Raw genomic sequence first — 25,914 nt, forward strand, 5'->3', positions numbered from 1 at the left:
CTATGTCGTTGGTGTTACATCGCTGGATAAAACTTACCCTCATTAATCTGTTGATCGTTGCTGCCATTGGAGTAGCCCTAAGATATAAGATAGCATATTCTCTTCCTATTGTTAATCAAAAACATTTATTACACGGCCACTCACATTTTGCTTTTGCCGGATGGATATCTCAAGCTATCATGACCTTATTGGTCGCTTATCTGGCCAAACAAAAAGGTGAAAGTATTTTAAAAAAATATCGTTGGCTGCTGTATGCTAATGTAGTCACAGCTTATGGCATGTTGGTTACATTTCCTTTTGAGGGATACGGATTATTTTCTATCACTTTCTCCACCCTTTCCATTTTCGTTTCTTATGCATTTGCAATACAATACTGGAAAGACCTGAACACATTAGAAACCAGATACATAAGCCATTATTGGTTTAAAACAGCACTGTTTTGTAATGTATTCTCTTCCTTAGGCGCCTTTTCGCTGGCAGCCATGATGGCAGCGAAAATTTCACATCAAAACTGGTTTCTGGCAGCAGAATATTTTTATTTACATTTCCAATACAATGGTTGGTTCTTTTTTTCATGTATGGGATTGATTGTGGCCAAACTTTTTAATTCATCTTCTCCTGTAATTTTAAAAAGAATTTATCTATTGTTTGCTGCTGCAATTATTCCTGCTTATTTTTTATCTGCCTTGTGGATGGATATTCCTTTATGGGTATATATACTGGTTGTTCTTTCTGCAGTTGCACAAATAGCCGGCTGGGGATATATGCTGGCTTTAATTAAAAACAAAGCACTTTCCTTAAACCCTTTGCTGACCTCTACCACAAAGCAGCTACTAACATTATCAGCTATTGCTTTATCCATCAAACTATTATTACAGTTAGGCTCAACCATCCCTTCATTAAGTACACTCACCTTCGGTTTTAGACCTATCGTAATTGGTTACCTGCACTTAGTGCTGCTTGGTGTAATTACCATATTCATTCTGGGTTATATGTTCGCTTCCGGCCTCATCAGTCTAAATAAAAAAACAGGAATTGGTATAACCATATTTGTTTCAGGCATTATTATCAATGAACTCTTTTTGATGGTACAAGGTGTTACTGCATTAAATTATTTCAATGTTCCTTATATCAATGAAGCGCTTTTAGCTGCTGCCGTCACAATGTTCACGGGATTGTTATTATTAAATATTGGTCAAAAAAAATAAATTTCATTGTTGAGGTTATATATAACGAAAGGCTATCTGATCAGATAGCCTTTTTGATACGGTTCAACAAAGGATAGAATACAATATATTAAATCTGTTAATTCACTCTCAAATACAATTCGTTCAGTTCCATTTCGGAATGATCTAATGCTTCATAAAAACCCTGTTTATTACTGATCGCAATACCTGTTAATTCACGGTAATAATTAATGCTGTTTAAAAGATTCCTATAAAATTCCTGATAATATTTTTTCTTTTTATTATCAGGTTCTTTATCGACATCCAATTGTTCTTTTAAATGATTCACATACAGACGTAATTCAGTAATGAACATATGTGGTCTATGAACATCTTCAACAATATTTGTTCTGCCGTAAATATGGTCAGTCATAGTTTGTAATGTCACTACTTTAGAAAAATAAGCTATGTTAGGACCTGGGCAAATATTTACTGCTTCTCTTTTTTTAAGAAAGGGAACATCATATAATTTGGCCGCAGAATTACTCAAGCCTACACATAAACATTCTTTATCCAGTACATCACTCAATTGTTTCTGATATTCTTCTTTTGGCAGATCAAGAGATTTCAGGCTCGCTATTTTTAATTGTTGATATTTATGAGAAGCAGTGCAAATAGGCTCCGTGGTAAACTCTGTATTAAAGGCCAGATGCTTTTCTGTACAAGGGCTTCCAGGCCTGCCTCTATTGATGCGCTGTTGTTTTTCTATATCAGCACTTGTGCCTTTAAGGTAATGAAATTTCACTCCTAAAGGAGAGTTATTGCTCAACACAACATCTTCCTTTTTTGCTTTGCATAAAAGCGTTAATGTATCTTGATCAACAGTTGTTGCTTCCGGCACTACCAAAAAAGGTGTACCCCAACCTGTACTTTCTACTCCATAATAAGAGTGTAAAAAAGCATCTTCTTCCGCTGTTCCGATACCACCTTGTGCTGTTATTTTGAGTGCATGAGGCTGATCAAAGCCAGTCTGTCCCTTTGCTTTAATCGCTGCATTGTATATGTCAAATATTGCAGTGATCAGCTCTTCTTTTTTTACTTTAAATTCCTCTAATATAGGCCCCATTAAATAGCCATCTGTTGCAAAAGCATGCCCCCCACAATTCAAACCAGATTCAATTCTGAATTCACTTACCCAGATGCCTTTCTTTGCCAAATATTTTCCTTGTATCAATGCTGAACGATAATCACTTACCTTGATCACCACTTTCTTTTTAAAAAAACCTTGTTCATCAGCATCAAATTCGGTGGATTGTTCCATATAATTATACAATCGAGGATTCATTCCTGCAGAAAAAATAATAGAAGAATTGGACAAATTGCTTTTCAGGTAACCTCTCAATGCTGAAACTGCATCTGACCCATCCTCTATTACTTCTCCATCAGGTTTGAAATTATTTTTATCGATCTTGGTCATTATATTAACATCAATGCTTCCCGGTATTATCTGTTTGCGTAAGTAAGAGGCTGTATCTTCCTTCTCCAATCTGTTATCGGTATGCATCATGTGATTATACAACTGCTTGATCTTGCTGTCATCTGGCAGCATCTCAAAATATTTTACAATTTCTGATCCTGTCTCAAATGCAGAGTTTTTTAATTTTTCTACCTGTTCGTGCACAATTCTGTTTACCAGATTAAGATAATCTGTAATTCTTTTAGCTCTGTAATCCTCCTCATTAGTGGAGATGGGGGTATAGGTCTCATGAATTGTTGGATAGTAATGACTCCTCATCATCTCTATCAGTCTGTCTTCTACAATAGAGATCACAGATGCAATACCAAACCTGGCAACTTTTACAGGAGAATCAATAGTATAAGCCAGTCCCATTACCGGAATATGAAATTTGTGGTGCGGAAAATTGTGCATTGATAATTATAGATTTAAGTATAGATGTATTGGTGGATGTATAAAATGGTTAATACCTGCATATTGTTTTTAATCTTATTTACTTTTTTACACAGGTTTAAAATCGATCAATTTCTACCCGTTAAGTTTGCGGCGAAGGTAACCCAACCTCAGACCTTAAATTATGACCAGAATCAGTTATATTTATTCAGATATCATTGCATTTAACAAAAAATGGAATTAATTTCAAGGGCACCTAAATGCTACTGCCATGAACAACTTAGCCTTACATCTCAGCACTAATTCTATTTATCCAGGAGAATTTATTCCTTTATTTAGTGAAGAAGAAATAAGAAATGAATTAAACCGATCGGTTAAAGAGGATATCGTTTATCCTCCCGTAAACATGCTGGAATTGAGAGACTCATTTGAGATAGAGGTAGCACTGCCGGGTATCAAAAGAGAAGAGCTACTAATTAATTGTGACGATAATATATTATCTGTATGTGTGATTCATAAAGAGCAGGGATCACAAAGAGCAGGAAATTTTCAACTGCATGAATTTAATTATGAATGTTTTGACAGGCATATTATCTTGCCTGAAAATGTAGATGCAGAATTTGTGAATGCAGAATATAAAGAAGGCATCCTGCATTTGCGTTTACCAAAAACAGATCAACCGTCAAAAAAACCACACACCAGAATTGTGGTGTATTGAGAGATCACATAAAAATAACAAAAAGAAAAACCCCACAACATGTGGGATTTTTTGTGGAGAGTATCGGGGTCGAACCGACGACCTTCCCGAAAGCATTCGGGACGCTTAGCCTACTGAACCAATCAGCCATTCAATATACTTTCTGCTTTTTTTCTTTTTGATCTCATTTTCTCTTTTAATTGCATCCACTTGTAAAACAAATGTTTCAGTATATTTTATTATCCAGGGTACACCATGCTTTGTAGATTTATTTCTTCCGTTATTATGTTGATCGAGTCTAACTTCTAAATCACCTGTACTCCCAACATAATATTTATCGGATGTAACAGAATATAGTATGTAGATATAAAATGGCATAAAAAAATCCCTCTGGAAGAGAGGGATAAATTTTGTGGAGAGTATCGGGGTCGAACCGACGACCTCTTGCATGCCATGCAAGCGCTCTAGCCAACTGAGCTAACCCCCCATTTATTTTAAAAGACCGACGACATTCCCGAATGCTTTCGGGATGCTCTAGCCAACTGAGCTAACCCCATTTTGGATTGCAAATATAGAAGAAAATTTATAAGCCGCAATAATAATCATACCCACGCTCAAACCAATAATCAGGAGGACGTTGATTACTGAAGAAAATAGTTCCGATGCGTTTTAAATGTTTAACACCGTATTTCACAGGAATAATCAAACGTAATGGATACCCCTGATTCATAGGTAGTGGCTGGCCATTCATTTCATAACATAAGATTGTTTGGGGATGAAGAATACTTTTACGATCGATACCAACATAATATTCTTTATCCGGAGTATTCAATCCCACATATTGCATTTCACTTTGCTTTGTAAGACCATATGCTTTTGCAAAATCAGAAAATTTAACACCACCCCAATGTGTTACCTGGCTCCATCCTTCTATACATTTAAAATCAAAAATAATTTCTGTTTTAGGTAATTTTTTTATTTCTGCTAAAGAAAGAAACAATGTATCCCCCGGATTCCTCACTACTTGTAATTTCCATTTAGATGCATCAAAATTATTCCCCATACCTGCATCACCATTTACCCTGGTCTTGGGCCCTACAGCACTTTTGGGATATGACCTGGTAAGATTATTACTGCTGAAAATAAAATTACTGAATATTTTTTCATTAGTATTCAAAACAGCTCTTAGCGGTTGAGGCACACCGTTATCTTCCGGTTGTTTATTCAACCATTTCCAACCGAAAATTGCAGACGCAATCAAAACAAAAAAAATCAAAAAAGAAACGATGGTTCTTTTTTTTATTTCTTTAGATGAAATTATTTTTTCTTCTAGCATAATTAAATTTTTGTTTGAGAAGAGTCCGTTGAAATTACGTCTTCTTTCAAAGTTCCCCCTTTAGGGGGCGGAGGGGGTATTACTTCAAAACCTGTTACCATTCCTCTGAAATTATTCCAGCCTGCTAAAATAACCTGTACAATATGTACCAAAAAAAACAGGGAAAATAAAATGGTAAGAATAAAATGCTCCGCTCTTGCCCACTCATAGCCTCCTAATAAAAAACAAATGATTGTAAACTGAACAGGCTTATAAATAGCCAATCCGGTAAGTAAAGACCCGAACCCCATCACAATAACACCGGTGTAAGCTATCCGCTGTGCTGCATTATATTTTTTTTGCTGAGGCAACCCTTTACGAATATGGAGATCATGTAGCAACACTTGCCAGGCTTCTTTAAAAGACCTTTTGTTGGGAAAGATCAATTTATACTCTTTTGAAAATAACAGATATAAAAAATATAAGACGCCATTGATCGCAAATATCCACATGAATACAAAATGAAAACTCATTCCTTCTGCCAAACGAAAAGGGATATTAAGGGCTTTGTTAAATGAATCAGGAAAAAATTTAAGAATAGTTGTGTCTCCCCATCCTAAACGATACACATCATTCGCCCAATAGATCAGTAATCCGCTCCATATCATGATAGCCAATACCGGAAAATTGATCCAGTGAAACCACCTGATTGCCAACGGATGTTTTCGGACAATTTTTTTCATCATGTCAAGTTAAAACTATTATTAGTTTTTTACAAACTTCAGCGAAACAGAATTAATACAATACCTCAATCCCGTCGGTTTAGGACCGTCCTCAAACACATGTCCCAAATGAGCTCCGCACCTGCTGCAGGTAACCTTTGTTCTTTGTATGCCAAAAGCGTTGTCATTTTCTTCTAATACAGCGTTTTTATTGATTGGTTTCCAGAAACTTGGCCAACCTGTTCCGCTATCGAATTTAGTAGCAGAACTAAAAAGTTCCAGATCACAACAAATACATCTATAAACGCCTTTCTGATGATTATCCCAATAGGCTCCGGTATAGGCAGTTTCAGTTCCTTCTTTTCTGGTTACTAAATATGCTTCATTACTTAATTGTTTCTTCCACTCTGCATCGGATTTTACGATAGTAAATTTATGTGTAGTAGATTGGCAGGACCCGATACCGACAAATACAAGAATAGCCACTGCTAAAATAGAAAACTGTTTCATGATGTTATTTTATAGCAGTTACGAGATACAGGTAAAAACGGTTTTGCGTTCACAAATTTTTAACTGTAATTTTGTTTCTTAAATATAGCATAAAATGGGCGTGTGGAATCAAATAGCACAGTATTTATTTCTTAAGAAAAAGGACCCGGATGCTCCAAAATCGCAATGGGTAAATTACATGCATGGCATAAACCGCATTTCAATTTTGCTGTTTATTGTAGCGATGATCATTTTGGCAATTAAGTTGCTGAGGCATTAGTTAGAAACTTATAAATGCTTTCCGCTGCATTAGCCGAAGCATTTCCTCCTTTGCTAAGTAAATTTTTCAACGCAGTATAATCATCTTTCAGCTGCTGTTGCTTAATAGGATCTTCTATAATATTTTTTATTTCCCGGACAAGATTTTCTACAGTCAGATCATTTTGTATCAATTCTTTCACCACTTCTTTATCCATGATTAAATTCACGAGGCAGATATATTTTATTTTTATCAACCGCTTTGCAATTTGATAAGAAATTGATCCGCCTTTATAACAGATGACTTCCGGCACACCAAACAAAGCTGTTTCTAAAGTAGCCGTGCCGCTTGTTACCATGGCAGCTTTTGACCTCATTAATAATTCATATGTTTTATTTTCTACCGAACCTACATTACTATACGGCGCCAATAGCGTGGTATAGAAACTCTCTTCAATACCCGGAGCTTTGGCAACTATAAAATTATATTCGGGAAAGCTTTCCGCCACCTTTAACATGATAGGCAGCTTTTTTAAAATCTCCTGCTTTCGGCTACCTGGCAAAATCGCAATTATATTTTCACTTTTTGAAACAGGTGATTGCAATTTATAATCGTCGATCACTTTAACAAGCGGGTGCCCTACATACTCCACTTCATAATTCCATTTTTTGTAAAATTCTTTTTCAAAGGGAAGAATAACAAGCATTTTATCAACTGATCTCTTTATGTCATGTACCCTGTTTTCTTTCCATGCCCAAATTTGCGGAGAGATATAATAGATGACCTTTAAACCTTGTTGTTTTGCCCATTTGGCAATGCGTAAATTAAAACCCGGATAATCAATCAATATCAACACATCCGGTTTATGTTGCAATATATCTTCTTTGCAAAATGCTAAATTCTTGAAAATGGTACGAAGGTTTTTTATTACTTCCACAAAACCCATAAACGCCAGATCTCTATAATGCTTCACCAGCGTTGCTCCCTGGGCCTGCATCTTATCCCCGCCCCAACAACGTATATGTGCAGCACTATCAAGCGGCCGCAATTCCTTTATTAAATTGCTGCCATGTAGATCCCCACTTGCTTCGCCTGCTATGATATAATAACGCATTGATTAAATTGTGGCTGCAATTTACTGCAAATAAGAAAGCCGCCGTTCAAAAAACGACGGCTTCTTATCTTGCTTAACTCAAACCTTACTGCTTATGTAAGAAATTTGTTATTCTTTATTGTTCTGTATCTGTTACCTGCATATTTTTCTCGGTATCCACTGACTTCTTTTTCTTTTCTTCCTGATATTTTTCCCACTGTTCTTTGCTCAAAATAGCCTTGATCGCATCATTGGCAGTTTTGTTTATTGCTTTCAACTGTATTCTTTTCTCCTCTGCAGAAAGTGCATCATTGTCATTTACCGCTTCTCTTTTGGCTTTGTTCACTTGTCGAATTTCTTTAAGTTTACCAAATTGTTCTTTTGTAAGATTAAGGTCTTTAAATATTTGCTTATTCTTTTTCCCAACTACTTTTGATTTATCCGGTCTTACCGAATCCGCCGAAAATCTGCCTTTATCCAATGGCACCACATTTCGTTGAATTTGGCCAAAGGAATTAATACAAATAATATTTATAACGAGTAGCAAAAAAATATTTTTCATTGATCATTTTTTTATTGGATGCCTGCAGCAATGCAAAGTTTAATGCCTTGTAAAAGAATTTACACAAAAGAAAGACCCGACAATTAATGCCGGGCCTTTACTATCTATCAAACAAACATTATTTTATTATTTTTTTGCTGCAAACTCAAGTGCTCCTTTTATATTTCTGAGATCAGTTGACAACACTTTTATGTCTGAAGATTTTGCATCTGCCTTAATAAACACTTTGGCATCAACAGGGAAATAACCATCAGTTATATAGAATCCTTTTACATTATTCAATGTATATATAGGGCTTTCAGGTGTGATTATCTTCACCGATTTCAAATTAAGCTGAGTCGCATCTGAAGCCTCAAATCCTTTCTTAGCACTAATAACAACATTATCAAACATCAGTTTAGTAATGGGCATTTCAGGCAACCCTGTAATGCTTACAGCTATTTCTGCTCCATTACAATATATATTGCTCAGATGAAAATCACTGAACATAGGTGTTTTATCTCTTATAGTACGTATTGTATCTTTTACTGTTCCTGCAGGAACATCTTCATAATAAGTATCAAAAGAAATGGCTTCGTGTAAGATATCTTTCATGTAAATATTGCAGATATAAATATCCTTTACAACACCACCTCTGCCAGCATTACTTTTAACACGTATACCAATATCTGTTCCAATAAAATTACAATCCGTTACAAAAATATTTCTCATGCCGCCATCTGTATTGCTACCAATAACAAAACCACCATGACCATTATATACATTACAACCGGCAATTAAAATATTCTGCAAATTAAATGCATCACTCAAGTCGCTTTTACCTCTACTACTTTTCATACAGATCGCATCATCTCCTGCACTCACATTACAATCATATACCACTACATTTTCACAGGCACTGATATCTATTGCATCACCATTTTGGGCCCACCACTCATTATAGAAATTAGCATGCTGAATCGTAAGGTTTATACATTTACTTGGATAAAATAAAAACTTAGGAGAATTTCTGATGGTTACGCCTTCTACCAATATATTTTCGCAATTAACCAAAAACAACAGATGAGGTCTCAGGTAATCTCTTGCAGGTAAATAATCAGCGGCAAGCGGCTTAGCTGTTTTTAGCTTTAATTGTTTTACAAAATCTTCCCCCTCCATTGCCTCTTTACTTGGCCACCATAATCCGCCATCTTTACTCAGAACACCACCGGATGCTAATAACCCTTTCCATTGGGCTTCGGTTGTCTTGCCTTTTTTTACTGGCCTCCAACTATCGCCCCCTCCATCAATGATACCTTCTCCGGTAATAGCAATATTTTTCAGATCATATCCATAAATAGGAGATGCTGGTTGATAATTAGTGCTGGTGTTAGAAGCTTTAATGATTGGATATTGTGAATGATCTTTTGTAAAAAGTATAATGGCTCCTCTTTGAACCTCAAGGTTAATATTACTCTTAAGCTGTATAGGACCTGTGAGCCATAGACCAGCGGGTACCACTACTTTACCTCCACCAGCCGTTGCACATGCTGCAATGGTTTTTTCAAATGCTGTGGTATTTAAAGTTTGTCCATCACTTACTGCACCAAAATCTTTTATAGAAAACACTTTGTCTGAGAAAACGGGAGTAGCTACCACGGGCATTTTAAAAGGAGCATTTGCTGTATACCATGCCAGATCTTTTTTCTGTGCAGTTGCACTAAAGGCCGATATCAGCAAAAACATAAGGGGGAAAATCATTTTTCTTGAGAAATACGGCAGTACTTTATTGGATATTTTTATCATGTTTATACTTTTTCTTAACAAGCAATGTCACCAAAATTACACTTTCACCCCATGCAGGGAAAGAAAAATTGCGGCAACGTTCCCATTAATTAAGACCAAATTATATATAAAAACAGCGTAAAAGCCCTGATTTTGGGAGTTTAGCAAAGTAATAACATAACAATCTTTCCGGGTTTGTGGAAATAAAAGCATAGCTTTGCACATTAATTAATACAATACAATTTAAAATGGACACAAAAAATCAAGGAACCGTAAAATTTTTCAACGCAGAAAAAGGCTTCGGTTTTATCAAGCATGATGACTCTAACAAAGAAACCTTTGTACACGTAAGTGGTTTACTAAGCGATATCAAAGAAGGCGATAAAGTTGAGTTTGATTTGCAAGAAGGTAAAAAAGGTATGAATGCCGTTAACGTTAAATTAGTTTAATAAATTAATCTTTCTTAATAATAAGGTATTATGGGCTGCTATTGCAGCCCTTTTTATTGCCCCTGCTGTTAAATTCATCTTAAATACGAGATTATAATCCACCTTTTGACTTTAAATTTGCGTCTTTACAAACAAAACATATATGAAAAAAGCTATCCTGATACCTTTAGCAATTATAGTTTCAATAGGTTGCTTCGCCCAAAAGCAAACAACAAAGATTGTGCTTACAGGAAATCAATCACTAAAATTCACTTCTACGATAAAGGGCAATATTAGCCAGGAAGCACTTGGTCAAAGTATGGACATGGATATTGACGTTGTTAATCATAAAAACATTCTGGTTAAAAGTGTTGATAAAGAAAAATACAAGATAGATTTTACCACTACCCGTTTGAAATCTGACATCTCTTTGATGGGAACCAGCAAAAAATTTGACAGTGACAATAAAGAGGACATGAATGGTGAGATGAAAGATTTCGGAAAAGATATAAATGTAGTTAAACCATTTGAACTAGGTTGTAACAATAGTTGCATATCAACTGATTCTATTGCTAAAAGCAGCAATACCGCTTCAAAAAATGCTGACCTGATGAGTGGGATGATCGATCAATTGATGGGCAGCGGAAATGATGAAGCAACGATTGAAAGTTATTTTATGCTGTTACCAACCGATAAAAAATTAGGAGATAGCTGGACAGACAGCCTAATATCAGGAGATATTAAAAAATACACTACCTATAAATGGGACTCTTTACAAAACAATATAGCGGTGTTAACTATTACAGAAAAGATCATAAATAATATTAAAACAGAAATGATGGGCATGGATATTTCAACCAATATTGTGAATGATGTTGCTGAAGCAAGAAAAGTAGATATCAAAACCGGCGTTATCATAGAAAGAAAATCTACAGTTAAGATGAATGGAAGTGCAGATATCATGGGAATGTCGGTACCTGTTACAGGCACAGTAATTACCTCTATCACCAGCGAGTAAAAATATATTTTTTTAAAAACAGAAAGGGCCGTCTTTTACAGACAGCCCTTTTTTAATACTGTAAACAGTGATTATTTGTACAATATTTTATAATATTCATCGGCCATGCGATTGCTATCAAACTGCACCTGAACATCACTCATACCATTTTTGACTATATGTCTCCAGGTATCTTTGTTATCGTAATACAAAGGCAATATTTGTTTTTCCAATATTTCGTACAATTGATTAAGGTCGTATTCATCTTGTTCTTGTACATGAATATTTTCATAGTCAATTGGCGGAACTACAAAACCATTATTGCCATTATTGATAAACTCACAGATCCATCCATCATTGGTACTGAAGTTTACCGCTCCATTCATAGCAGCTGTCATACCGCTGGTACCACTGGCTTCTCTTGGCACACGTGGATTATTTAACCAAATATCAGCTGCTTGTTTCAAGCGTTTACTCAATGCTAATTCATAGCCAATGCACACCGCAACATTCTTATATTGTTTACTTAAATGTACCAGGTGATTAAAGTCATTGATAGCAGGATAATCTAATGGATAAGGTTTACCAGCCCAGATTATTTGAACCGGATATTTCTTATTGCTCAACAATGCTTCAAAACGTTTGATATCTCTGGTTAACAATTCTGCTCTTTTGTATCCTGCAAACCTACGTGCCCAAACAATAGTAAGCACATCCGGATCTAATACTTTTCCGGTTTGATCAGCAACAATATCCAACGCTCTTTTTTTCAAAAATCTTTTTCTATCATCAAACCAAACATCATTTTCTTCAGCCTTGGCTTTATACATTTGTTTATCTGCCCAATATGTCCAGTTCTGTGCATTGGTAATGGCTTTTATTTCGCAGATGCCTTTGTATTTACCCCACATCTTCCTGCTTACCTCACCATGCAATTGTGATACACCATTTGCCAATTTAGCAAAACGTAATGCTGCCAAAGAATGGTTAAACTGATCATCTTCCATCCCGGTAATTCTGCGAACTTCATCCAATGGCATTCCACAGAAGTAACTCATTTTATCACAAAGAAAAATATCATGTTTTTCATTACCAGCTTCTTCCGGTGTATGTGTAGTAAACACCAGACGTTTTTTAACTTCTTCAACATTACCGAATTTACGATACAAATAAAACGCTGCACTGATAGCATGTGCTTCGTTCAAATGATACAATTCAGGATTGAAATTTAATTCATCCATTAATTTTGCACCACCTACTCCAAGTAAAATAAACTGAGCAACTTTCGTTGATATATTACCATCGTACAAACGATGACAAATAGTTTGCGTTACATAATCATTCTCAGGCAGATCTGTACTTAATAAGAACATCGGAGCACTTTTAAAAGTTTCCGGATTCAAATAATACGCTTTTACCCAGATCGGATGATCATGAACAGTTATCTGAAATTTGATCCCTGTATCTTCTAAAAAATTATATATTTTTTCATTCCATTGTACTTGAAGTGTTTGATCGGGATTACGTGCCTGATCATAGTAACCATATTTCCAGAGTATACCAATACCAACTAAATTTTGTTTTAATTCATAGGCGCTACGCATGTGTGAGCCTGATAAGAAACCTAACCCTCCGCTGTATATTTTTAAAGGTTGATGTACGGCAAACTCCATTGAGAAGTAAGCAACCTTTTTGGAATAGTTTTCATTAACCTGATACGGTACTTTAAAATTTGTGAAATTCATATTCAGTTCGCTTTAATTTGTGGGTGCAATATTAAGATAAAAATTCAGTAAAATAGATGTCTGTGGGAAATTATTGTGTAACTCATACACATATGGGACATACCCCAAAAAAATAGCTGCCCAAAGAATACTATGTTGTTTTGAAGTAATAGTAAATATTACTCCTTTTTTCATATTGGCAGCAAGGCGTAAGGTACGTCTTTTCTGTCCTGTTACAAAAAATCAGGATATGATTGCCGTCATCTCTATTTCTATCAATAGTTTTTCATCGATGAGTTTGGCAACCTCCACCATAGTGGTTACCGGCTTTATCTGTCCGAATACTTCACCATGAGCTTTGGCTATCAATTCCCATTTACTGATATCGGTTACATACATACGTGTACGCACCACATCATTTAATGAACTTCCTGCTTCATGAAGAGCTTTTTCAATTTTACTGAAAATAAACCTCGTCTGAACATAGACATCCCCTTCGCCAATCAATTGATCTCCATCCACAGCGGTAGTGCCGGCCACTTCTATTATATTACCAACCCTTACCGCTCTTGAGTAACCAACTATATTTTCCCAGGCACTGCCAGAAGCTATTTTCACTCTTTCAGTCATATATGCGTAATTTTGTTATTGCAGAATGAATAAAAATAAAGATTTATCTCTTAGCGAAGTACACGAAAGTGTAGACACCACCCAAAAAAAGCAAATAGGCTGGAGACGCATATTAGCGTTTTTCGGTCCGGCGTATCTTGTAAGTGTTGGTTATATGGACCCTGGCAACTGGGCCACCGACCTTGCCGGCGGTAGTAAATTTGGCTATACACTTATATGGGTGTTGCTGATGAGTAACCTGATGGCTTTATTACTACAGGGTTTGTCTGCAAGATTGGGCATTGTTCGAGGCAGAGATCTGGCACAGGCGAATAGAGAAGCATATCCGAGAGTGGTAAATTTCATTTTGTACATATTAGCAGAAATAGCCATTGCTGCATGCGATCTGGCTGAAGTATTAGGGATGGCAATAGGCATACAATTATTAACAGGACTTCCACTGGTATGGGGTGTATCCATTACAGTGCTTGACACCTTTTTATTATTATATCTGCAAAAGATGGGCATGCGTAAAATGGAAGCTTTCATTATAACGCTGGTGGCAATTGTTGCTGTATGTTTTTTAATTGAGATCATTTTGGCAAAGCCTAACTTATCGGAAGTAGCTGTTGGCTTTATTCCTCATTTTCCTGATAATGAAGCCCTGTATATTGCGATAGGTATCATTGGAGCTACAGTAATGCCGCATAATTTATACTTACATTCTGCTTTGGTCCAAACCCGAAAAATTGAACGTACTGATGAAGGAATAAAACAAGCGCTCAAATTCAATCGTATTGATAGCACAATCGCATTAAACCTGGCATTTTTTGTAAACGCTGCAATTTTAGTAGTTGCAGCAACAGTATTTTTTAAAACAGGCAATTCACATGTAGCAGAAATTAAAGAAGCTCACCGCTTATTACCTGGCTTTTTAGGAAATGCTGCTCCGGTACTTTTTGCTGTTGCTTTAATTGCCGCAGGGCAAAGCAGTACGATCACTGGTACGCTGGCAGGACAGATCATTATGGAAGGTTATCTTAGCTTACGTATCAACCCATGGTTACGCAGATTGATCACCAGGTTGCTTGCCATTATCCCGGCACTGATAGTGATCATAATTTATGGAGAAGAAAATATTGATGCTTTATTGGTGCTAAGTCAGGTTGTGCTAAGCCTTCAATTAGGATTTGCCATTATCCCATTGATCCATTTTGTAAGTGACAAACAAAAAATGGGCAATTTCTCTATCAAACTTCCTACAAAAATTGCAGCCTGGTTAATTGCTTCAGTACTTATTTTTTTAAATATAAAGATGTTATTAAATGAAGCTATTCCTGTTTTTGCTTCCCCGGCAATTTTTCCAAAAATAATTTTACTATTATTTGGATTATTATTCACCGGATTGTTGGCATATATAGTAGTTCATCCATTCTTTTCAAAATACAACACTCCGCCATCAATAGAGTTACACCCGGATGTATATGACCTGCAAAACCTTGCCATCCCTGCATTTGATCATGTAGCTATTGCATTGGATTTTTCTGAAAATGATGAAAAATTAATATCATTTGCATTAGGGCAAGGTAATATAAATACAGAATATCATTTGATACATATTGTAGAAAGTGCTTCTGCATCTATGCTTGGAAAAGAGAGTGATGATTATGAAACAAGAAAAGATAAAGAAAGAATTGATCTGTATGTAAGTCAATTACAAACAAAAGGATATAAGGCCGCTGGATCTATCGGTTTTAAAAACAGGGCTAAAGAAATTGTAAGAATTGTAAAAGATATTGATGCAGATATGTTGGTGGTAGGTGCTCATGGGCACACCGGCCTTAAAGATCTTATTTATGGCGAAACAGTAAACACCGTAAGACATGAACTAAAGATCCCTGTACTTGTTGTAAACGTTTAAATCAATACATGAGAAATTTTAATAAATATTTCGGGTTAATGGCCATGATACTGGGAGGATTGATCGGATTTATTCTATTCGTAATACTGATCTTTTATATCCTGAAAGTATTATCTATAACAATGTTCAATATTCCCGGATTTGATAGTTTTTTTAGTATCGTTGTTCTCATTATCCCATACGCTGTTTTCTTTGCAGGATATTATTATCTGCACAAAAAAATTCCGTTATCAACCAGCAAATTTTCAAGAGTACTGGCAAGAACCTTACTTACGCTTGGAAGTTTGATCTGCTTTACTGCAATTGTATTGCTTACACTTAAATTTTTTGGATTAAGAAAGATCTGGTTGAATACATTGAATGATAATTCACACTTTGTATTGGTATCACAGATATTATTTCTTTTCATTACCGCTGCGGTAATTGCCGGTGGCGATGCTAAGGAGAAGGACTGGATGGATAAAGATGCCGCATAAAAAAAGCCGCATATAGCGGCTTCAAAAAAAAATATAATTCTTAGTCAAGATTTGGTTGCGGTGTATACCTCAAATAAGGTTTTACTATATCCAACCCTTTAGGAAATTTCTTAATTGCATCTTCGGTACTAACAGCAGGTACTACAATTACTTTTTCTCCATTAGCCCAATTAGCCGGTGTAGCTACACTGTAGTTAGCTGTTAATTGTAATGAATCTACCACTCTTAATACTTCAACGAAATTTCTTCCGGTAGATGCAGGATAAGTAATGATCAGTTTAACAGTTTTATCCGGGCCAATGATCACTAAAGAACGTACTGTTGCAGTAGCTGAAGCATTAGGATGAATAAAATCATACAAAGTAGATACTTTTCTATCATCATCAGCAATAATCGGAAATTCAACAGAACAGTGTTGTGTTTCATTGATATCACTGATCCAGCCTAAATGTTTATCAACCGGATCAACACTTAATGCCAATACTTTTACATTGCGTTTTGCAAATTCGTCTTTCAAGGCAGCAGTTCTTCCTAATTCAGTAGTACAAACAGGAGTATAATCTGCAGGGTGAGAAAATAAAATTCCCCAAGAATCGCCTAGATATTCATAAAAGTCGATCTCTCCTAAAGAAGTTTTTGCTTTAAAGTTGGGAGCAATATCCCCTAAACGTAAACTCATAGCTATATAATTTTTTAAGTGATTAAATGATTTGAAGTGCAAATATACTGTAGTCTACAAAATAAGTAGACTTTTATTGATATTTTTTTAAAAAATAATAGTAATTTTAAACCATGTTATCGAAAAAGACGAAATACGCATTGAAAGCGCTTGGATACCTGGCTGCTAAATACGGCGAGGGGCCTGTGCTGATCTCTGATATTGCTAAAAAGAAAAAAATTCCGATCAAATTTCTGGAAACCATTTTGTTAGAATTGAAACAGGCAAAGGTTTTGGATAGCAAAAAAGGTAAGGGGGGAGGTTATTACCTGATACAATCTCCTAAAAAAACTTCTTTGGCTACTGCAATCAGATTAGTGGGAGGACCGATTGCTTTGCTTCCTTGTGTAAGCCTTAATTTTTACGAAAAATGTGAGGATTGTGATGAAAAATCCTGTGGCTTGAATAAAGCAATGCAAATTACTAGAGATGCTACATTGAAAATTTTAGAGAAAAAGACTTTGGCAGAGTTGATTGATAGCAATTGATTTTTTTATATATAAAAGATCATTAAGATGAAGATGCCCTCTTCAATTTCACTGTTCCAAATTTATTTTTTACATCATCAATTGCTTTATATAGATCAGATTTACGTTCGGCATCATTAAATAAGTTTGTTTGTACAGCATCGTTCGTCAACTCACTTAATCTTACACCTAACAATCGGATAGGTTTCCCTTTTTTGTATAATTGGTGAAACAACTCCTTAGCCACAGGTATAATTTCATCATCGACACAGGTATACGGCACCGTTGTTTGCCGTGAGGTAGTTTCAAAATCAGGATAACGGATCTTCACTGCTATACAACCAGCCACCTTTCCCTCCTGTCTTAATTCAAAAGCAATTTTTTCAGTTTGCCTTACCAGTTCACTCAATACCAAAGCTATATCTGTAAGATTGTCAAAAAAAGTATTTTCTGTAGAAATAGATTTTGCTTCATGGTATTGTGAAACCTCTCTTGAATGAATACCAAAACTTTTCTGCCATAGATCTCCACCCCATTTGCCTAATCGCTCTTCCAATTCTTCTTTTGTTCTGCTACTTATATCGGCAATGGTCTTAATGCCCATTGCTTTCAGTACTTCATAGGTGTGCCCACCAACTCCAGGAATTTTATTTACTGCCAAAGGTGCTAAAAATTCTTTCTCTTTTCCAAAAGGGACCTGTAAATATCCATTGGGCTTAGCCTCATCGGTAGCGATCTTAGCAACCATCTTATTACTGGCCATACCAAAAGAAATAGGTAGCCGGGTTTCATCAATAATTTGCTGACGCAGATCAATGGTCCATTGTAATGGATTAAAGAACTTATCCATACCTGTTAGGTCAAGATAAAATTCATCAATACTTGCTTTTTCAAACAAGGGAGCCCGGGATGCAATGATCTGTGTGACCCACCTGCTGTATTTGCTGTATTCTCCTCTTGTTCCTTTTATAAACAATCCATGCGGACATAACTGAAAAGCCTTATTACCGGGCATACCACTATGCACACCAAATTTTCTGGCTTCGTAACTGCACGTAGTTACTATCCCTCTTTCTTTTGAGCCTAGTATTACCGGCTTCCCTTTTAACTCGGGATTGAGCAATACTTCCACGGCTACAAAAAAAGAATCGAGATCAAAATGTGCTATGATGCGTTGGGGATCGTTCACACTGCAAAATACTAAATTTTTGAGCAATTTGCAATTGAAAATTGAACGCTGAAAATTTTAAATGCATGTTATTGGTAGATATCTAACAAGCCATCCGGTAGTGTTACAAAAACTTTCCTGTTTTTATGGTCTACTTTTTCTAAGGAGTCTTCGTGAATTGGGATAAGTGCTTCTTTACCATTCAATAAGATCGCACAAAGTATCTGGTGGGGCTGTTCTATCACTTCAATGATCTCTCCGAGGTCTTTTCCATCACTCACTAAATTAAAGCCCACCATAAAGATCGGTGAGGCTTTAGCTGCGAATCTTTTAAAATCATCTTCAAGTAGCCATACTTCTTTGGGAGTAAGTTTACGGGCTACTTCTTTAGTATCAATACCTTCTACTTTAACGTAAATTTCTGTATCATTCTTTATAGATGTTGATTGAATAAAATAGGGCATGAAATTATCTTTTCCTTCTTCGATGAAAAAAGTTTCTAAGCCTTTTAAAGATGTTTTTTGACCAAGACTATGCTGCAAAACTAATTCGCCTTTCAGTCCAAAACTTGCTGCCAGCTTTCCTATCTTAAAATATTCATTCATCCTGCAAAGTTAGTTTTTAGTTTCTAGTTCTTAATTGTCTGAACTATGATTAATATACGCTTAGATAAAAGTTCAATAAAGATAAAATGTACAAGAGTGCGACGCCAATGAAGTTCAATAATAGTACTTCTGTTTAGTACATAAATAAAAAAAGTCCCGTAACAAAACGGGACTCAAAGAATTTAAGAACAAAAGCAATCTTATTCTTCTGTTTTAGGTTCTTCAGTTGCAGGCGCTTCTTCTGTTGCCTGAACAGCTACAGGAGCTTCAGCTACTTTTTTTACTACAGGTCTGTTACGACTCTCCATACGTGCTTTTTTATGAGCACCCTGGCGACGGGCAACATTAGAATCATGTTCTGCTGTCCAGCTGGTAAATTTTTGCATTGCAACCGCTTCATCAAATAAGCCTAAGCTAACACCACGAAGTAAATGTTTCAAGAACAATACACCTTTGAAAGAAAGGATACGACGTACAGTGTCAGTAGGCTGAGCACCTTTGTGTAACCAGTCTAATGCCTTTTGACGATCGATCTGCACAGTTGCAGGAACAGTCAAAGGATTGTAGGTTCCAAGTTTTTGAATGAATTTACCGTCACGAGGCGCTCTGCCGTCCGCAACTACGATGAAGTAGAATGGTCTTTTCTTAGAACCATGTCTTTGTAGTCTCATTTTTACAGCCATAAAAAATAGAAATTTTTTTGGGTTGTTAATTAATAGGGTTTCTAAATCTCCTTAAAAAAGGATAGCGAAGGTACTATTCCGGCCACTAATATCCAAATTTTATAAACAGTTTTGTTTGTCAACACATGCAAAATAAAATGCATGTAATTAATACCGAAGAGATTACCTCACAACATCAAATCTTTGTTGTACGTATTCCCAGTTCAATATTTTCCAGAAATTATCGATATACTCTGCTCTGCGGTTGCGATATTTAAGATAATAGGCATGTTCCCATACATCTAATCCAAACAATGGGAAGCCTCTATTTTCGGCAATATCCATCAATGTATTATCCTGATTGGGGGTAGAGCATATCATCAATTGTTTCTTTTCTGTGTATATGAGCCAGGCCCAACCACTTCCAAACCTACTTTTTGCAGCTTCATTAAAAGCTTTCTGCAAACTTACTAACGAACCAAAATCTCTTTCGATAACACTTAACAAAGCTCCTTTAGGGGCAGTAGTGGTGTTTGACGAAAGCAATTTCCAGAAAAGCTCGTGATTATAATGCCCTCCGGCATTGTTTCGCATTTTGATAGAATATTTGGATATTTTTTGCAACACATCTTCTAATGGCTTTCCTGTATCCACGCTTTCGTCTTTAGCAGCATCATTCAAATTTTTTGCATACGCGGCTGCATGCTTGTTGTAGTGAATGTCCATCGTCTCCGTATCGATCCACGGCTCCAATGCATTGTATGCATACGGTAAAGGTGTTTGCGAAAAACCTGTTTTTATCCCTGAGGTTCCGGTAATAGTTTTTGGAGCGGCACAGGAGGACAAAAATGTACCAAGTCCTTGTGTGGCTATCACTGCAGCTAAACCTGCTTTGGCTGATTTGCTGATAAATTTTCTTCTTGATGAGGGTTCCATATGAAATTGTTTTACGACAGTAAATGTAGTAAACTATTTTTTGGACTTTACAACATTAACAGTTGACCGGGCAAATTTTTGTAATCTTTTATATGATCTGTGATAAAACTCTTTATTGAATAACTGAGAATCATGCATGGCTTTGTATGTAAGGAAAAAACCAACAGGTGTCAATACAATAACGGGCAACCAGGTTCCTACTACCAACGGCACTATCCCATCTCTAGCAAATTTTTCGCCAAACATATTGAGTAAGTGAAAGATGAGGAAAAAAATAATGGCTACCACCATTGGCATACCAAAACCTCCTTTACGAATAATAGACCCCAGCGGAGCGCCGATAAAAAACAATACCAGGCAAGCCAGTGATATGGAGAATTTATGATGCCATTCAATATTACTGATACGTATTTCTTTTTGGTAATTCTCTAATTCCGATCCACTGAATTGTATGACATTTTTTAAATTCTCAACTATTCTAAACGCTTCTTCTTCCACCTGCGTTTTTACTGAATCAGGAAACAATACTGATGTTCTTTTTGCATCTGCTTTGGTCACTGCAATTGCTTTATACTTCCATAAAGAATCGGATGAATTTGTAAAAGGCAACTCTCGGTTGATATTCTTTTTTATGAAATTATCTATACTATCAGCATTCCTCGATAATGATGCTATCAATATATTTATCTTAGGAATACTCATAGCTCTGCTATCATTCTTAAAAGTGCTATCCGGTGTAGTTGCTAATTTCAACGATTCAATATCTATCAATTTTTTATACTCTTTAAATCCTAATGCAATAAATTCTGTAGCCGTATCCATTAAGGACCCACGTTCCTGGTAACGAAATCCATTTTGTAAAGTGAACTCCAGGTATTTTTCATTATCGGATAATTGCATGATCCCTTTTTCGGCAATGATACAATTGTCTTGTAAAGAATTCCCTTGCTCATAAATGATCACTTTACGAATGGTTTTTCCATCGGGATCCTTTTTTGCCACCTTTATTGCATAGCCGGGTATTGCCGTATAGAATGTACCTTCTTTTAAATCTAATGCCGGTTTTTTATATAATATGCCTGAGTATAATGCCTTGAATTTTAAATTGGCATTGGGAATAACATAATTGGCAAAGTAAAAAGTGATAAGACAAAGTAAAACGGCCACCCACATCAAAGGACGCATAAATCTCAGCAAGGAAATACCTGAAGCTTTAATAGCAACCAGCTCAAATTTTTCTCCCAAATTACCAAAGGTCATTATAGAAGAGATCAATATAGCTATCGGCATTACCAATATCAGTAATGAGGCACTTGCATACCACAAAAATTTGCAGACTGTGATAAAATCAAGCCCTTTCCCTACCAGATCATCAATATACTTCCACAAACTCTGCATCATCAAAACAAAATACGCAATGAAGAACGTTGCAGAGAACGGTCCTATAAATGATCGAAGAATAAGCCTGTCTAGTTTTTTTATCATAACATACCATCCATAAACAGTTGTATGGATTTATTTATTACTTTTCAAGATGATTGAAAACACAAAAATAACTCTTTCTGCCAAGGAACTCGAACTGGTTTGTAATACTGACTGGATATTAACCAAACACAATATCATCAATAAGATATATTTATTATTTGGAAATGCCGCAGTTGATATGCAACAAACCGTAAATAAGTGTTTTTTATCAGATGAAATTAAGCAGACCACACCAAAAATATCCAAAGGGGAGAACTACCAATTGTTACCTTATGTAATGCTCGACTATCCTCGTTTATTCAATAAGAAAAACATAATGGCCATCAGAACTTTTTTTTGGTGGGGAGACTCTATCAGTATTCATCTTTTATTATCGGGAGATCATAAAACCAACACAATTGAAAAAATAAAAAGCGTTTATACTTCACTTCAACATAATGATTACTCAATATGTATAGCTGATACACCATGGCTACATCATTTTGAAGCCGATAATTATATATTGATTAAAGATATGCCGGCAAATACTTTTTGGGATACCCTCCAGAATAACTCATTTATAAAGATCGGGAAAAAAATCAGCCTCACCCGATTGGGTGAGGCTGATGCATTTATTAATAATACCTTTAAGGAAATGATAAACCTGCTTGAAAACTAGTTACCCAACCGATGAAAAAGATCTTTCACCTGGTATTCCCATAACTGGCTTTGGTCTTTTATTTCTTTTTTATCTGCAAAATCTTTTATGATCAAAATAGTTTGATTGGTTACTTCAGATTTATCTATGCTGAATTCAAAATATTCATCTTTAGCATTATGTAACCAACGAAAACGAACAAATTTATCCTGTTCTGTTTCCAATAACTCTGCTTTTTCATCATCCCCATTCCATGAAAAACTGAATACCCCGTCTCTCTCATCTACTTTGTCGGCAAACCATTCCTGTAATCCTGCCGGTGTACGTAAAAAATCATAGAGTATCCCCGGAGAACATCTTACCGGATATTCTAACGTATATAAAACTTTCTTGCTCATCCCAATTATTTAATTCTGTCTTGAATGATGCAATAATAACAAAATAAACGAGCCAACAAAACATTTTCTCAACTATTTTTTGTTAACTCTTGGCTGATTTAGCTTAAAATGAGGCGGAATCTAGCTTTGCCACCACTGTACAAAAAAATTATTTTTTGGAAACATATCGTAAATGCATTAAATTACGTTTAATAATCTTAACACTACATTAACCCTTTCCTAACCACACCTAAAACCTAAAGGCTTATGAGTATGCGTCAACTCAAAATCACGAAGTCAATTACTAATCGTGAAAGCCAAAGCTTAGAGAAGTACCTTCAAGAGATAGGAAAAGTTGAATTAATTTCTCCTGAGGAGGAAGTTAAATTGGCAATCCGAATTAAACAAGGCGATCAATGTGCACTGGATAAGCTAACAAAGGCTAACCTGCGATTTGTAGTTTCTGTAGCAAAACAATACCAAAACCAAGGACTTACGCTATCCGACCTCATTAACGAAGGAAATCTCGGACTAATTAAGGCAGCCCAGCGCTTTGACGAAACCAGGGGCTTTAAATTTATATCCTATGCCGTTTGGTGGATACGCCAGAGTATCTTACAGGCATTGGCAGAACAATCAAGAATAGTGCGTTTACCACTCAATAAAGTAGGGCTAACCAATCGCATCAGCAAAGCTTTTTCTCAATTAGAACAAGAATATGAGAGAGAGCCTACAGCCGAAGAATTGGCTACGCTTCTTGAAATAGATACTGAAGAAGTGGCCGCCACCCTTGGTGCCGCCGCCAGACATGTTAGTATGGACCAGCCGTTTTCTGAAGGTGAAGACGGCTCATTAATTGATGTTTTGGTTAACCCTAATGCAGACAGTACTGATATGGAAATGACCTTTAAGGCCTCATTAAAAACAGAAATAGACAGGTCTTTAAGTACCCTTACAGACAGGCAGAAGGATGTGATCAGGTTTTTCTTTGGAATTGGCGTAGATCATCCACTTAGTTTGGAAGATATTGGCGAACATTTTCACCTTACCAGGGAAAGAGTTAGACAAATTAAAGATAAGGCTATCACCAAATTAAGATCTACTTCCAGATGTAAATTGTTACGTACTTATCTCGGTGCTTAAAGATTTCATACATTTGCAAACTTTTTATAGTGAACTTTTTAGTTCACTTTTTTTATGGAAATTATTAAATAAGTAGTCAAAATGTTCAATTCGTTAAGTGAAAAATTAGAAAGTGCCTTTAAAAATATTAAAGGCCAGGGACGTATCAGCGAACTTAATATTGCTAATACGGTAAAGGATATACGCAGAGCATTGGTAGATGCCGATGTGAATTATAAGATCGCCAAGGAATTTACCGACAAAGTAAAAGAAACTGCTTTAGGTTCAAAGGTATTGTTATCTGTGAACCCCGGGCAGCAAATGGTAAAGATCGTTCAGGATGAATTGACTCAATTAATGGGTGGAAAAGAGAGTGATTTTGTTATTACAGGAAACCCCGCCATTATTTTAGTAGCAGGGCTGCAAGGTAGTGGTAAAACCACTTTCAGTGGTAAGCTGGCTAATTATCTGAAAACAAAAAAAGGAAAATCACCTTTATTGGTAGCTGGAGATATTTACCGTCCTGCGGCGATAGATCAGTTGGAAGTATTAGGCGGACAAATTGGCGTGGACGTATTCAGTGAAAGAGAAAATAAAGATGCCGTTAGCATTGTGCAAAATGCCATCAAAGAAGCTAAAGCAAAAAATAAAAATGTTATCATCATTGATACTGCCGGACGTCTTGCAGTAGATGAAGTGATGATGACGGAAGTTGCTAATATAAAAGCAGCTGTAAATCCTCAGGAAATATTATTTGTTGTGGATAGTATGACCGGACAGGATGCTGTAAACACGGCTGCTGCTTTTAATGAAAGGCTTGATTTTAGTGGCGTTGTACTGACCAAATTAGATGGTGATACCAGAGGTGGTGCGGCATTATCCATTAAATACACGGTAAATAAACCGATAAAATTTGCCAGCAGCGGTGAAAAAATGGAAACGCTGGATGTGTTCTATCCTGAAAGGATGGCGCAACGTATTTTGGGGATGGGGGATATCGTCAGTTTGGTTGAAAAAGCACAGGAACAATTCAATGAGGCAGAAGCGGCCAAGCTGGAAAAAAAGATCAGAAAAAATCAGTTTGATTTCGAAGATTTTAAAACACAGCTACAGCAGATAAAAAAAATGGGTAATCTAAAAGACCTGATGGCCATGATCCCCGGCATTGGCAAACAAATAAAAGACATTGATATTAAAGATGATGCCTTTAAAGGTATCGAAGCAATGATCAATTCAATGACATTAGAAGAGAGAAGAAACCCAGATATTATTACTCCCAGCAGAAAAACAAGAATCGCTAAAGGTGCCGGGAAAGACATTGTAGAACTGAATCAGTTTTTAAAACAGTTTGAACAAATGAAAGGCATGATGAAAATGATGAACAAAATGCCAATGGGGAAAATGCCGGGTATGGGACGTTAATACTTCTGCTATTTCAATTTACTATAAAATAGACTCAGCCTTTGTTTAGCGTCATTATACACATAATGTAATGCTAAACAAAGGCTGATAGTTTGACAAGAATCTTATCTTACATATATACGTTCATTTCAAGGAAATATTGCCGTGGTTGTAAAATAAATCACAAAAAATCTTATTAAAAACT

General features: G+C 36.0%; 28 protein-coding genes and 1 tRNA gene. 11 read left to right on the top strand and 18 right to left on the bottom strand.

The features are described 5' to 3' along the window. The first annotated feature begins 2 nt into the window (after positions 1-2). On the top strand, positions 3-1,208 hold the full coding sequence (locus LK994_RS01450) for a hypothetical protein (RefSeq protein ID WP_229761102.1): 1,206 nt from the start codon (positions 3-5) through the stop codon (positions 1,206-1,208). A 97-nt stretch (positions 1,209-1,305) separates the two neighbouring features. Here LK994_RS01450 and LK994_RS01455 read toward each other — a convergent pair whose 3' ends face one another. Then, positions 1,306-3,096: a hypothetical protein gene (locus LK994_RS01455; RefSeq protein WP_229761103.1), complete on the bottom strand. Its 1,791-nt coding sequence runs from the start codon at positions 3,094-3,096 to the stop codon at positions 1,306-1,308. A 250-nt stretch (positions 3,097-3,346) separates the two neighbouring features. Between LK994_RS01455 and LK994_RS01460 the strand changes: the two genes are divergently transcribed. After that, positions 3,347-3,793 carry an Hsp20/alpha crystallin family protein gene (locus tag LK994_RS01460; protein ID WP_229761104.1) on the top strand — a complete coding sequence of 149 codons (447 nt, stop codon included), beginning with the start codon at positions 3,347-3,349 and terminating at the stop codon, positions 3,791-3,793. 105 nt (positions 3,794-3,898) lie between these two features. On the opposite strand, the gene LK994_RS01465 is transcribed toward LK994_RS01460, so the two are convergent. From LK994_RS01465 to msrB, 5 genes are all read right to left on the bottom strand, one after another. Beyond that, complete coding sequence (locus LK994_RS01465; RefSeq protein WP_229761105.1) at positions 3,899-4,150, bottom strand: GIY-YIG nuclease family protein; 252 nt, start codon at positions 4,148-4,150, stop codon at positions 3,899-3,901. 35 nt (positions 4,151-4,185) lie between these two features. Continuing rightward, a tRNA-Ala gene (locus LK994_RS01470) sits at positions 4,186-4,259 on the bottom strand. Between the two features lie 96 nt (positions 4,260-4,355). Then, positions 4,356-5,108: a molybdopterin-dependent oxidoreductase gene (locus tag LK994_RS01475; protein WP_229761106.1), complete on the bottom strand. Its 753-nt coding sequence runs from the start codon at positions 5,106-5,108 to the stop codon at positions 4,356-4,358. Positions 5,109-5,110: 2 nt separating this feature from the next. After that, entirely contained in the window at positions 5,111-5,830 is a 720-nt protein-coding gene (locus LK994_RS01480; RefSeq protein ID WP_229761107.1) for a cytochrome b/b6 domain-containing protein, read from the bottom strand. Between the two features lie 21 nt (positions 5,831-5,851). Beyond that, on the bottom strand, positions 5,852-6,319 hold the full coding sequence (gene msrB / locus LK994_RS01485) for a peptide-methionine (R)-S-oxide reductase MsrB (RefSeq protein WP_229761108.1): 468 nt from the start codon (positions 6,317-6,319) through the stop codon (positions 5,852-5,854). A 94-nt stretch (positions 6,320-6,413) separates the two neighbouring features. On the opposite strand from msrB, the gene LK994_RS14570 reads away from it, so the two are divergent. Next, complete coding sequence (locus LK994_RS14570) at positions 6,414-6,578, top strand: DUF6728 family protein (RefSeq protein ID WP_317206738.1); 165 nt, start codon at positions 6,414-6,416, stop codon at positions 6,576-6,578. Here the strand turns inward: LK994_RS14570 and lpxB are convergent. The 3 genes from lpxB to LK994_RS01500 all read right to left on the bottom strand — a co-directional run bounded on the left by lpxB (position 6,559) and on the right by LK994_RS01500 (position 9,997). Beyond that, positions 6,559-7,671, bottom strand: coding sequence for a lipid-A-disaccharide synthase (lpxB, locus tag LK994_RS01490; protein WP_229761109.1), 1,113 nt, complete (start codon positions 7,669-7,671; stop codon positions 6,559-6,561). The two genes, LK994_RS14570 and lpxB, sit on opposite strands and share 20 nt — an antisense overlap. A gap of 115 nt (positions 7,672-7,786) precedes the next feature. After that, positions 7,787-8,212, bottom strand: a complete 426-nt coding sequence (locus LK994_RS01495; RefSeq protein WP_229761110.1) for a hypothetical protein — start codon at positions 8,210-8,212, stop codon at positions 7,787-7,789. Positions 8,213-8,338: 126 nt separating this feature from the next. Then, the gene (locus LK994_RS01500; protein WP_229761111.1) at positions 8,339-9,997 is read right to left on the bottom strand and encodes a glycoside hydrolase family 28 protein; all 1,659 of its coding nucleotides are present in this window, start codon (positions 9,995-9,997) and stop codon (positions 8,339-8,341) included. Positions 9,998-10,224: 227 nt separating this feature from the next. Here LK994_RS01500 and LK994_RS01505 point away from each other — a divergent pair, with 227 nt between their 5' ends. Then, the gene (locus LK994_RS01505) at positions 10,225-10,425 is read left to right on the top strand and encodes a cold-shock protein (RefSeq protein WP_229761112.1); all 201 of its coding nucleotides are present in this window, start codon (positions 10,225-10,227) and stop codon (positions 10,423-10,425) included. Between the two features lie 142 nt (positions 10,426-10,567). After that, on the top strand, positions 10,568-11,422 hold the full coding sequence (locus tag LK994_RS01510) for a DUF6263 family protein (RefSeq protein WP_229761113.1): 855 nt from the start codon (positions 10,568-10,570) through the stop codon (positions 11,420-11,422). A gap of 71 nt (positions 11,423-11,493) precedes the next feature. Here the strand turns inward: LK994_RS01510 and glgP are convergent, their stop codons facing one another. Both glgP and LK994_RS01520 read right to left on the bottom strand, forming a co-directional pair. Then, positions 11,494-13,146 (bottom strand): alpha-glucan family phosphorylase, encoded by a 1,653-nt coding sequence (gene glgP, locus LK994_RS01515; RefSeq protein WP_229761114.1) that lies wholly within the window; start codon positions 13,144-13,146, stop codon positions 11,494-11,496. Positions 13,147-13,368: 222 nt separating this feature from the next. Further along, positions 13,369-13,755 carry a RidA family protein gene (locus LK994_RS01520; RefSeq protein ID WP_229761115.1) on the bottom strand — a complete coding sequence of 129 codons (387 nt, stop codon included), beginning with the start codon at positions 13,753-13,755 and terminating at the stop codon, positions 13,369-13,371. Positions 13,756-13,780: 25 nt separating this feature from the next. Between LK994_RS01520 and LK994_RS01525 the strand changes: the two genes are divergently transcribed. Next, positions 13,781-15,655 carry an Nramp family divalent metal transporter gene (locus LK994_RS01525; protein WP_229761116.1) on the top strand — a complete coding sequence of 625 codons (1,875 nt, stop codon included), beginning with the start codon at positions 13,781-13,783 and terminating at the stop codon, positions 15,653-15,655. 8 nt (positions 15,656-15,663) lie between these two features. Next, positions 15,664-16,131: a hypothetical protein gene (locus LK994_RS01530; RefSeq protein WP_229761117.1), complete on the top strand. Its 468-nt coding sequence runs from the start codon at positions 15,664-15,666 to the stop codon at positions 16,129-16,131. 40 nt (positions 16,132-16,171) lie between these two features. Here the strand turns inward: LK994_RS01530 and LK994_RS01535 are convergent, their stop codons facing one another. Next, complete coding sequence (locus LK994_RS01535; protein ID WP_229761118.1) at positions 16,172-16,810, bottom strand: peroxiredoxin; 639 nt, start codon at positions 16,808-16,810, stop codon at positions 16,172-16,174. Positions 16,811-16,923: 113 nt separating this feature from the next. Between LK994_RS01535 and LK994_RS01540 the strand changes: the two genes are divergently transcribed. Beyond that, a complete protein-coding gene (locus tag LK994_RS01540) occupies positions 16,924-17,337 on the top strand; it encodes an RrF2 family transcriptional regulator (protein WP_229761119.1) in 414 nt (137 codons plus the stop codon). Between the two features lie 22 nt (positions 17,338-17,359). Here LK994_RS01540 and dinB read toward each other — a convergent pair whose 3' ends face one another. From dinB to LK994_RS01565, 5 genes are all read right to left on the bottom strand, one after another. After that, a complete protein-coding gene (gene dinB / locus LK994_RS01545) occupies positions 17,360-18,532 on the bottom strand; it encodes a DNA polymerase IV (protein ID WP_229761120.1) in 1,173 nt (390 codons plus the stop codon). 41 nt (positions 18,533-18,573) lie between these two features. Next, a complete protein-coding gene (gene rimM / locus LK994_RS01550) occupies positions 18,574-19,089 on the bottom strand; it encodes a ribosome maturation factor RimM (protein ID WP_229761121.1) in 516 nt (171 codons plus the stop codon). A gap of 200 nt (positions 19,090-19,289) precedes the next feature. Beyond that, positions 19,290-19,760: a 30S ribosomal protein S16 gene (gene rpsP, locus LK994_RS14575; RefSeq protein ID WP_317206739.1), complete on the bottom strand. Its 471-nt coding sequence runs from the start codon at positions 19,758-19,760 to the stop codon at positions 19,290-19,292. A 174-nt stretch (positions 19,761-19,934) separates the two neighbouring features. After that, entirely contained in the window at positions 19,935-20,687 is a 753-nt protein-coding gene (locus LK994_RS01560; protein WP_229761122.1) for a superoxide dismutase, read from the bottom strand. Positions 20,688-20,720: 33 nt separating this feature from the next. Then, entirely contained in the window at positions 20,721-22,172 is a 1,452-nt protein-coding gene (locus tag LK994_RS01565) for an LptF/LptG family permease (protein WP_229761123.1), read from the bottom strand. A gap of 49 nt (positions 22,173-22,221) precedes the next feature. On the opposite strand from LK994_RS01565, the gene LK994_RS01570 reads away from it, so the two are divergent. Next, positions 22,222-22,830 carry a hypothetical protein gene (locus LK994_RS01570; RefSeq protein WP_229761124.1) on the top strand — a complete coding sequence of 203 codons (609 nt, stop codon included), beginning with the start codon at positions 22,222-22,224 and terminating at the stop codon, positions 22,828-22,830. Here LK994_RS01570 and LK994_RS01575 read toward each other — a convergent pair. Further along, entirely contained in the window at positions 22,827-23,207 is a 381-nt protein-coding gene (locus tag LK994_RS01575) for an START-like domain-containing protein (protein WP_229761125.1), read from the bottom strand. The two genes, LK994_RS01570 and LK994_RS01575, sit on opposite strands and share 4 nt — an antisense overlap. 252 nt (positions 23,208-23,459) lie before the next feature. On the opposite strand from LK994_RS01575, the gene LK994_RS01580 reads away from it, so the two are divergent. Together LK994_RS01580 and ffh are read left to right on the top strand one after the other, a co-directional pair. Then, complete coding sequence (locus tag LK994_RS01580; protein WP_229761126.1) at positions 23,460-24,329, top strand: sigma-70 family RNA polymerase sigma factor; 870 nt, start codon at positions 23,460-23,462, stop codon at positions 24,327-24,329. A gap of 81 nt (positions 24,330-24,410) precedes the next feature. Continuing rightward, positions 24,411-25,730: a signal recognition particle protein gene (gene ffh / locus LK994_RS01585; protein ID WP_229761127.1), complete on the top strand. Its 1,320-nt coding sequence runs from the start codon at positions 24,411-24,413 to the stop codon at positions 25,728-25,730. Positions 25,731-25,914 lie beyond the last annotated feature (184 nt).

It is taken from the genome of Ferruginibacter lapsinanis, from assembly GCF_020783315.1.
GTDB classification, from domain to species: Bacteria; Bacteroidota; Bacteroidia; order Chitinophagales; family Chitinophagaceae; genus Ferruginibacter; species Ferruginibacter lapsinanis.

Excerpts from the sequence above, each read along its gene's own strand:
- LK994_RS01450 (WP_229761102.1), top strand. The coding sequence starts at position 3 with ATGTCGTTGGTGTTACATCGCTGGATAAAACTTACCCTCATTAATCTG.
- LK994_RS01455 (WP_229761103.1), bottom strand. The coding sequence starts at position 3,096 with ATGCACAATTTTCCGCACCACAAATTTCATATTCCGGTAATGGGACTG.
- LK994_RS01460 (WP_229761104.1), top strand. The coding sequence starts at position 3,347 with ATGAACAACTTAGCCTTACATCTCAGCACTAATTCTATTTATCCAGGA.
- LK994_RS01465 (WP_229761105.1), bottom strand. The coding sequence starts at position 4,150 with ATGCCATTTTATATCTACATACTATATTCTGTTACATCCGATAAATAT.
- LK994_RS01475 (WP_229761106.1), bottom strand. The coding sequence starts at position 5,108 with ATGCTAGAAGAAAAAATAATTTCATCTAAAGAAATAAAAAAAAGAACC.
- LK994_RS01480 (WP_229761107.1), bottom strand. The coding sequence starts at position 5,830 with ATGAAAAAAATTGTCCGAAAACATCCGTTGGCAATCAGGTGGTTTCAC.
- msrB (WP_229761108.1), bottom strand. The coding sequence starts at position 6,319 with ATGAAACAGTTTTCTATTTTAGCAGTGGCTATTCTTGTATTTGTCGGT.
- LK994_RS14570 (WP_317206738.1), top strand. The coding sequence starts at position 6,414 with ATGGGCGTGTGGAATCAAATAGCACAGTATTTATTTCTTAAGAAAAAG.
- lpxB (WP_229761109.1), bottom strand. The coding sequence starts at position 7,671 with ATGCGTTATTATATCATAGCAGGCGAAGCAAGTGGGGATCTACATGGC.
- LK994_RS01495 (WP_229761110.1), bottom strand. The coding sequence starts at position 8,212 with ATGAAAAATATTTTTTTGCTACTCGTTATAAATATTATTTGTATTAAT.
- LK994_RS01500 (WP_229761111.1), bottom strand. The coding sequence starts at position 9,997 with ATGATAAAAATATCCAATAAAGTACTGCCGTATTTCTCAAGAAAAATG.
- LK994_RS01505 (WP_229761112.1), top strand. The coding sequence starts at position 10,225 with ATGGACACAAAAAATCAAGGAACCGTAAAATTTTTCAACGCAGAAAAA.
- LK994_RS01510 (WP_229761113.1), top strand. The coding sequence starts at position 10,568 with ATGAAAAAAGCTATCCTGATACCTTTAGCAATTATAGTTTCAATAGGT.
- glgP (WP_229761114.1), bottom strand. The coding sequence starts at position 13,146 with ATGAATTTCACAAATTTTAAAGTACCGTATCAGGTTAATGAAAACTAT.
- LK994_RS01520 (WP_229761115.1), bottom strand. The coding sequence starts at position 13,755 with ATGACTGAAAGAGTGAAAATAGCTTCTGGCAGTGCCTGGGAAAATATA.
- LK994_RS01525 (WP_229761116.1), top strand. The coding sequence starts at position 13,781 with ATGAATAAAAATAAAGATTTATCTCTTAGCGAAGTACACGAAAGTGTA.
- LK994_RS01530 (WP_229761117.1), top strand. The coding sequence starts at position 15,664 with ATGAGAAATTTTAATAAATATTTCGGGTTAATGGCCATGATACTGGGA.
- LK994_RS01535 (WP_229761118.1), bottom strand. The coding sequence starts at position 16,810 with ATGAGTTTACGTTTAGGGGATATTGCTCCCAACTTTAAAGCAAAAACT.
- LK994_RS01540 (WP_229761119.1), top strand. The coding sequence starts at position 16,924 with ATGTTATCGAAAAAGACGAAATACGCATTGAAAGCGCTTGGATACCTG.
- rimM (WP_229761121.1), bottom strand. The coding sequence starts at position 19,089 with ATGAATGAATATTTTAAGATAGGAAAGCTGGCAGCAAGTTTTGGACTG.
- rpsP (WP_317206739.1), bottom strand. The coding sequence starts at position 19,760 with ATGAGACTACAAAGACATGGTTCTAAGAAAAGACCATTCTACTTCATC.
- LK994_RS01560 (WP_229761122.1), bottom strand. The coding sequence starts at position 20,687 with ATGGAACCCTCATCAAGAAGAAAATTTATCAGCAAATCAGCCAAAGCA.
- LK994_RS01565 (WP_229761123.1), bottom strand. The coding sequence starts at position 22,172 with ATGATAAAAAAACTAGACAGGCTTATTCTTCGATCATTTATAGGACCG.
- LK994_RS01570 (WP_229761124.1), top strand. The coding sequence starts at position 22,222 with ATGATTGAAAACACAAAAATAACTCTTTCTGCCAAGGAACTCGAACTG.
- LK994_RS01575 (WP_229761125.1), bottom strand. The coding sequence starts at position 23,207 with ATGAGCAAGAAAGTTTTATATACGTTAGAATATCCGGTAAGATGTTCT.
- LK994_RS01580 (WP_229761126.1), top strand. The coding sequence starts at position 23,460 with ATGCGTCAACTCAAAATCACGAAGTCAATTACTAATCGTGAAAGCCAA.
- ffh (WP_229761127.1), top strand. The coding sequence starts at position 24,411 with ATGTTCAATTCGTTAAGTGAAAAATTAGAAAGTGCCTTTAAAAATATT.